This is a genomic window from Stenotrophomonas sp. STEN022 (assembly GCF_056760155.1).
Map to the genome: position 1 here is coordinate 44,256 of NZ_JBRREG010000024.1, position 6,837 is coordinate 51,092.

The window sequence follows — 6,837 nt, forward strand, 5'->3', positions numbered from 1 at the left end:
CGATCTACCATAAAAGGGAATATATGCGATTACTTACACAGGATGAAGTCAAGAATGTTTGGGGCGGCACCACAAACCTCCCGAGAATCACGGTAACAGCGCCTAAAAGCTCTGATACGTCAGGAAGCTCCATGGCATTGTATGCGATGTTCTCGGATATCGGGGGCGGCCAAAAGGGCGGTGAAGAGCATACATCACAGCCCCCCCCTCGGTCCCGACGATGGCGGCGTGATTACGCTGGATCCAGTTGTGGTGCTTGTACTCAGTACTGAGTTCCAGAAGCTGCCGGATACGGTGAAAGCCTTGGTGTATGCGTCACCCACCGCGACAGAGCAGATGGCAGCACTCATGCAGGCGGGATACTCTATCGATGTAACGCAAAATCTGAACGTTGCCGCTCGATTTGATCCCAATGAAAAGGTCATACAAATCAATGCGGCAACGATGTCCTATTTTAGCAGCGGGGACGCCAGTGATATTGAATATCAGGCCCGAATGCTGATCTCTAGCATTTCCCATGAGATGGGTCATGCGATCTCACACCTCAACTTGTTCGCCTCTGTTGCATACACCGTGAATCAGTACGTTGATCTGCTAGCCGCGGGAGAGGCTCGGAGTATGATGAACCAGATGCTTATCTCTAGTCAGCTAGAGGCCGGAGGGGTTAGGGATATAATAAACTCCGGCTATGGAAGTGACGGAGAGCTAACATCGGCATGGAACTCCTTCACTTCCCACAAAAACGTGGACACGCTCCTGCAGCAATACAAGGATATGGTTCTAAATTATTCATGGAGCGGACCCGGCGCCGTCGATCTCAATGGTGATGGGAAGGTGAATATGACCGATAAGTACATCCAATCGTGGGATGGAAGCCCTAGGAGTATTTGGTGATCTTCATTGCGCCCAGACTCAGCATTATTATGCTTATGATGGCTCCCGTTTTCAGTAGCTGCGGCTCATCAGTTGCGAGGCAGTCTGCGGCTGGAAAATCGCTTGAACAAGCCATTGACTTAGCTGGGAAATCACCAGACTTGACTGCAGTTAGTGATTATATGATTAGATCTGGCTCGCTCCAGAATAACATCATGGTAAATCTTGAAGGTACAGAAGCTCCCTCCAAGGTGGTGAGCGAGCTTTCGCCCAACGGATCAGTGAAAGTCATTCATGTTCTGATTGATGAGAACGCATGCATCAATCATCCTCGTTTGGTGGAGAAGGTGGGAGCTGTTCGGTCCTTAACGCCAAGTCATGGCGATGAAATTTTCAAATACGTTTTCTATGGAGACGTCGTTGTGAGTATAGTCGCACGGCCTGATCGAAGGGATTGCACGCAATCAGTAAACTTTAGGGTGGTTTCTAGGTAGCATCTTTTTGGAAGCGTGGGTACTCCGTTGATTCGGGGTACCCATGCTTTTCTGACGGAGAGTCTTTCCCACCAGACGGCTGGCTGTCCTCAATATAATACCTGGAGCTACATGATTTCCTTAATGCAGACATCTTGGCGATGGGCATAGCAACATCTGCGTGTGCAGCTTAATCGTTGAAGTGAAGTGGATTTCTTGAAACGACTTCTCGCGCAGACCCGATTGGTCAGAACATAAGGAAGTGATAATTGGCAATGCTTTCGCGTCTGATAATTGATCCAAGCCATGTTGCATCTGAGCACAACGAATGCGGGATGAGTTGCATTGCAATGATCCTCTCCGAGCTTGGTAGAGCTTCATCACTCGCTGAGCTTCGATCGAAGCACCGCTGTTCGGATCGAGGCATGGCCGTTGAAGATCTGATGGCGGTGCTTTTTGAAGAAGGCGTTTCTAGTTCGGCTTATAGATTAGAAGTGGGCGAGATGGCCTGCTTGCAGCTTCCCGCAATTCTGCACTGGGAGATGGACCACTACGTTGTTGCTAAGGCTGTACGTAAAGGGGCCGTCTTAATTGCGGATCCCGGGGGAACAATTAAATGGTATTCACCGAGCGAGATTGAAAGGAAATTCACCGGTATCGCACTCTGTGTTTCAGCAATGCCCAGCTTCAAGAAACGCCGAAAACGCGGGGAAATTAGCATACTGAAGACCTTGAGCCCTCATGATGCTTCAGCGAGTGCTGTCATACAGACACTAATACTTTCGGTCGTGATTCAAGTTTGCCTTATTCTGGCGCCATACTATTCACAACTCGCTGTTGATGAGGCAATCGGCCCGGATGGCGCCAAGTTATTGCTAGTACTTTCCATGGGCTTTGTGCTAGTTGCGGGTTTCAACTGCATATGTGAGATACTTCGAGGGACAGTGTCTCAGATCATCTCCTATAATGTTGGCTGGAATCTTACTCGACGGCTTTTTGATCACATGCTGCGCCTTCCATTGCCTTGGTTTGACAGGCGAAGGGCTGCAGACACTCTGCTTCGTTTTGACTCAATAATACCCATTCGCGACCTTGTAAGTGCGTCATGCATTAATGTCGCAGTTGACGGAGCGATGTCTGTTGCGATGATCGCATTCGTATTCTATTACTCAGTCGACATTGGCGTTGTGACAATTGCTGCTGCTTTGGCAATCTCAATATTCAAGGTGATTGTGGTTCCAAAGAATCTATTGCTAGCCATGGGCAAGCTCCAGGCCGAGGTTGATGAGAGCTCCTTCAAACTTGAGGTGATATCGAGAATTCAATCTATCAAATCATCCAGCGCCGAATCATTTCTTCAGGAACGGTGGGCGCGAAAACTGAAATCTTTGCTTGATAACACGTACAGATCCGCTACTTTTAACATCCACGTCAATGCTGTTGAGGCGTTTGGAGTTTCATTTACTGGCATTGCAGTGATGTACTTAGCCATTGATTCCGTGATGGAAAACAAGCTATCTATAGGTGCAATTTTTGCGCTTAGCGCCTACTCTACCCAGTTCATTAGAAGGTCTGGGCTCGTAATTGATCAGCTTATCAGCTGGAGATTAACTGAACTCCATTCTGGACGCATTTCGGAGATTGCATTAGAGACTCCCGAAACTGGTGAGGGTGGGGCGCTTCTCGAGCCATTGCAAAGCATAGCGGCTAGAGGACTGGGCTTTAGATTTTCACCAAAGGATCCGATTCTACTCAATAATGCGACATTCTCTGTCGGGGCCAGAGACTTTGTTGTTGTACGCGGAAAGTCGGGGGCCGGAAAATCTACGCTTATGAAAGTTGTGGCGGGCCTACTTCCCCAGCTCACCGGCGTTATTGAGTACAACGGGGTCCCGAGCTCCCAAGTCAATTTGCGCCAAATCAGAGAACAGTTGGGCATCGTCCTTCAAGATGATCAACTAGTGGCGGGCACGATACTGGAGAACGTTACCATGTATAGTCCAAAGCCAAATTTGGATAGGGCCTGGTTATCACTTTCAATCGCGTGCATGGATTCCGATGTGCGCTCGATGCCAATGGGCATAAGGACTGCAGTATCAGAGAGCGGCAAAAATCTATCTGCGGGGCAACGCCAGCGCATCCTGCTGGCCAGAGCTTTCTACAAGGGTGCGCGTATATATACTCGACGAGGCGACAGCCAACGTCGACATTGATACGGAAAGGCAGATTTTCGCGAACTTAAGAGAGATCGGCGTCGGAGTTCTGCTCGTGACACATCGAGAGCAGACAATCGACGTCGCCACTAGTGTTCTTGACCTTCGATAAATACTTTAGTCTTGCATTGCCTATGTTGCACTCATCGATTGATTGACGAGTAGAATTGATTGGCCATGGCCAGCAAGTAGTTATTTTTATCGGCCATAACTGAGGCACCCAAATTGGCCAGACGCAACCACTGGGAGCACGGAGGCCAAGCCGAGCCGCGAAGCGGTTTCCGCTTGGCGGCTTAGTTTGACAGCGACTAGGCCCAAGCGTCTCCTACCCAACGTCATTTTAGCTGCGAGAGCGTATCTGGCGAAGCAAAGGTCAGACTGCATTAAACCTAAGTGCAATAGACCCCCAGCCGTCCGCTCTCGGCCGGCAACGTACTGGCATGTTTGTCCCCAACTAGCCGCCGATGCAGCAAGGGATATACGATGCCTCCATCCCGGCAGATCCCGGGCGCCAGACGCACTTTTCCGTGAAAGCTCTTATCACCGGTAGTTCAGGCCGAATTGGCCGCGCAATCTACAACGTGATTGCAGCAAACCATGAGGCTGTTGGCCTCGATCGCTCCCCTTTCTCCTGCTCGTCGCTTATTGGTGATTTCACCGATAGCCGATTGCTGCGCTCGGCGTTGCAGGGCGTGGATGTGGTTTTCCACACCGCTTCGTACCATGCGCCGCATGTCGGCCTGGTATCTGATCGCGAATTCGAGCGGGTCAATGTGGCGGGTGTGCAGCAGTTGCTGGAGGCTGCACAGCAGGCGGGGGTGAAGCAGGTGGTCTATACCAGTACCACCGCACTGTATGGCGATGCTGTCGCCGAGCAGGGTTGCACGTGGATCGACGAATCCGTGATGCCGCAGCCCAAGACGGTGTATCACCGCACCAAGTTGGAAGCAGAGCAGATTCTGGCCGACTGGTCCGGTGCAGGGCTGACACGTAGCGTCATCCGCATGTCGCGCTGTTTCCCGCAGCCTGCGGATCAGATGTCGGTGCTGCGCCTGCATCGCGGTATTGATGTCCGCGATGTTGCTGATGCTCATGTGGCGGCGTTGGCGTTGCCGGCTGGTTCTTTCAGTAAATTCGTCGTCAGCGGATCTACGCCGTTTCAGCGCGAAGACCTTGAGCAGTTGGGGTGTGATGCAGTTGAAGTGCTGCGTCTGCGTTGCCCGGAGTTGGTTGCCGAGCATGAGCGGCGTGGTTGGCCGCTGCCTTCGGTCATTGATCGGGTTTACGACAATGCCGCTATGCGGCGGGCCTTGGGTTGGGAGCCTGCGTTTGGTTTCAACGAGGTTTTGGCGCAGGTGGATCGTCGTAGTCTTGAAGTGTTGCCTTATACGCGCGGTTTCGTTGATAGGACTGTGGATTGATTCTGTTGCATTGGTAGGTCGGTAGGCGGTGCTTGCTTCGCGGCTTACGCCGCTCCTGCAAAAGAAGGAGCCTCTCGCTGCTGATGCGGATACGCAGGCAGGGCACCTTCTTCAGCGCCCTGCGTGTTTGTCTTCGCTGTCTTTCCCGGCGGCGCGACTCTTTGCGAACTCCGGGAAGGTCGCTTCCAGGCTGTCCTTGTCCGGCAGGATGTAGAACAGGCCGCCGCGCTCGAATGTCGGGCTGACGATCTGCTCGTAGAAGTCCGGCGCGATGTTGATGCAGCCGTGGGTGACACGGTTGTCGTCCGGCGTTGCCGATGCGAGGCGCTCTGCGCGTCGCTCGGCCGGTACGCCGGTAGCGGTGGGATGGATGGAGACCGCGGAATCGTAATCCACCCACAGCACGCGCCCCGCATCGAGCGAGGGGCCGAAGCCGCCGATGAAACGACCTGCAGGTGTGGTGCGGTCGCGGCCCGGAATCTCGCGCAGTGCGAGGCCAGCGACGCCGGGGGCTACGTGATCGCCGGTTGCCGAGCCAAACAGTCCAGGCGTGGCGCCGCGCAGTCGGCCGTCGCCACTGAACACCAGGATCTGTGCAGCGGCCTTGTCCATGATCGCGAAGGGATAGCCCTGGTTGTCCTTGCTTGCGACAACCCAGCCGGCAAGTTCGATCACCGTGTCCGACACCTTTTGATCTGGCGGAAGTTGATCGACGGCGCTTGCCGTTTGTTGCACGGTCGCATCCTTGGCGCTGGCCGCGTCGATGCTCGCGAACGCCAGCACGCTAAGGGCAGCGAGGATTGCAGGGTAGGTGTGCGTACGGATGGGACGGTTCCTTGCAATGAAGACTGACTGAGAGGAGGAAACCAGTGGCCGGTAAAGGCCACCGGATCCTGAATTCAGATATTCATCATGAATCGAGCGGAGCGGTCAACCGCGCGGTGTGCGGCGTGGTGCCCTTTCGAGTTGCTGGACGCGACCTTCAATTTGATCCAGCCGTTGGTTGGCCTGCTGTGCGGACTGATTGGCGGACTCGGCGCTCTGTGCTGCGCCCTGCACCCTCGTGTCGAGTTGGTCGAGGCGTGAGTTGATCCCTGCGAACTCTTCTTTATAGGTTGCACAGGACGCCAGGCTCATGACGACGACTGCCACGCCGAGCGTACGCGCCATCACCATTTTCTGCTTTGTCATGAACATTCCACTTCCTCCTACGTTTGGGGGATCTCGAATATAGCTACGTTTTTGCAGAGCAGCGTGATGCACTTTCAGCTGACGTTTGCACAGATAAATGAACTGTGAAGGTGCTTGAATGAGCAGCGTTGCGGCTTGAATTCAGCAAGCTCAAGGAATGCCGTTGAATTTGATGGGCCAATGCGTGATGTGCGCAGTCATCTATGCAGATACGAGGTGAAAATATGCGGGTGAACAGGTGTGCGCTTCCGCACTGATTGGCATGCAGTGATGTCTTCGACTTGCCAATTCATCGGTATGAATTGGCATCGTGGTCGGCTGCGAGGCGAGCACGAAGTTGGTGTGATCTCTGCATGCAACATGCAACTGCTTCGTCGCGCGGTGTGGTGGCTTCATGCCACGAGCTGTCTATCGGAACGTTCGGCGCAATGATCACGTTCTGCGCGTTTGTTGATCAGTTCGTTCGCTGCCAGCTGGCATCGCTGGATGCATGCACCGATTAGGCGTTTCAGTTTGGTGGCTTCGCGGCTTACGCCGCTTGTGTCTGCCAGCCGGGTAGATTGTGGTTGAGAGCGGAGTGCGGCAGCCCGTTACGTCGCGGTGCCCAGAAGCACGTGTAGGAGTTGGGGCGCCGCACTCCAAACTCCCCTTCAACCCGAACAGTTG

Annotated in this window: 5 protein-coding genes; 3 read left to right on the forward strand and 2 right to left on the reverse strand. The window is 53.5% G+C overall.

From position 1 onward, the window contains the following. Positions 1-228 precede the first annotated feature (228 nt). The 3 genes from ACVOMF_RS07390 (at position 229) to ACVOMF_RS07400 (ending at position 4,980) form a co-directional block, all read left to right on the forward strand. Positions 229-894, forward strand: coding sequence for a hypothetical protein (locus ACVOMF_RS07390; RefSeq protein WP_481508693.1), 666 nt, complete (start codon positions 229-231; stop codon positions 892-894). A 727-nt stretch (positions 895-1,621) separates the two neighbouring features. Next, positions 1,622-3,559: a peptidase domain-containing ABC transporter gene (locus ACVOMF_RS07395; RefSeq protein ID WP_481508694.1), complete on the forward strand. Its 1,938-nt coding sequence runs from the start codon at positions 1,622-1,624 to the stop codon at positions 3,557-3,559. Positions 3,560-4,086: 527 nt separating this feature from the next. Next, on the forward strand, positions 4,087-4,980 hold the full coding sequence (locus ACVOMF_RS07400) for an NAD-dependent epimerase/dehydratase family protein (protein ID WP_481508695.1): 894 nt from the start codon (positions 4,087-4,089) through the stop codon (positions 4,978-4,980). A gap of 111 nt (positions 4,981-5,091) precedes the next feature. Here the strand turns inward: ACVOMF_RS07400 and ACVOMF_RS07405 are convergent, their stop codons facing one another. Then, a complete protein-coding gene (locus tag ACVOMF_RS07405; protein ID WP_481508698.1) occupies positions 5,092-5,781 on the reverse strand; it encodes a hypothetical protein in 690 nt (229 codons plus the stop codon). Between the two features lie 129 nt (positions 5,782-5,910). Beyond that, the gene (locus tag ACVOMF_RS07410; RefSeq protein ID WP_296249044.1) at positions 5,911-6,177 is read right to left on the reverse strand and encodes a hypothetical protein; all 267 of its coding nucleotides are present in this window, start codon (positions 6,175-6,177) and stop codon (positions 5,911-5,913) included. Positions 6,178-6,837 lie beyond the last annotated feature (660 nt).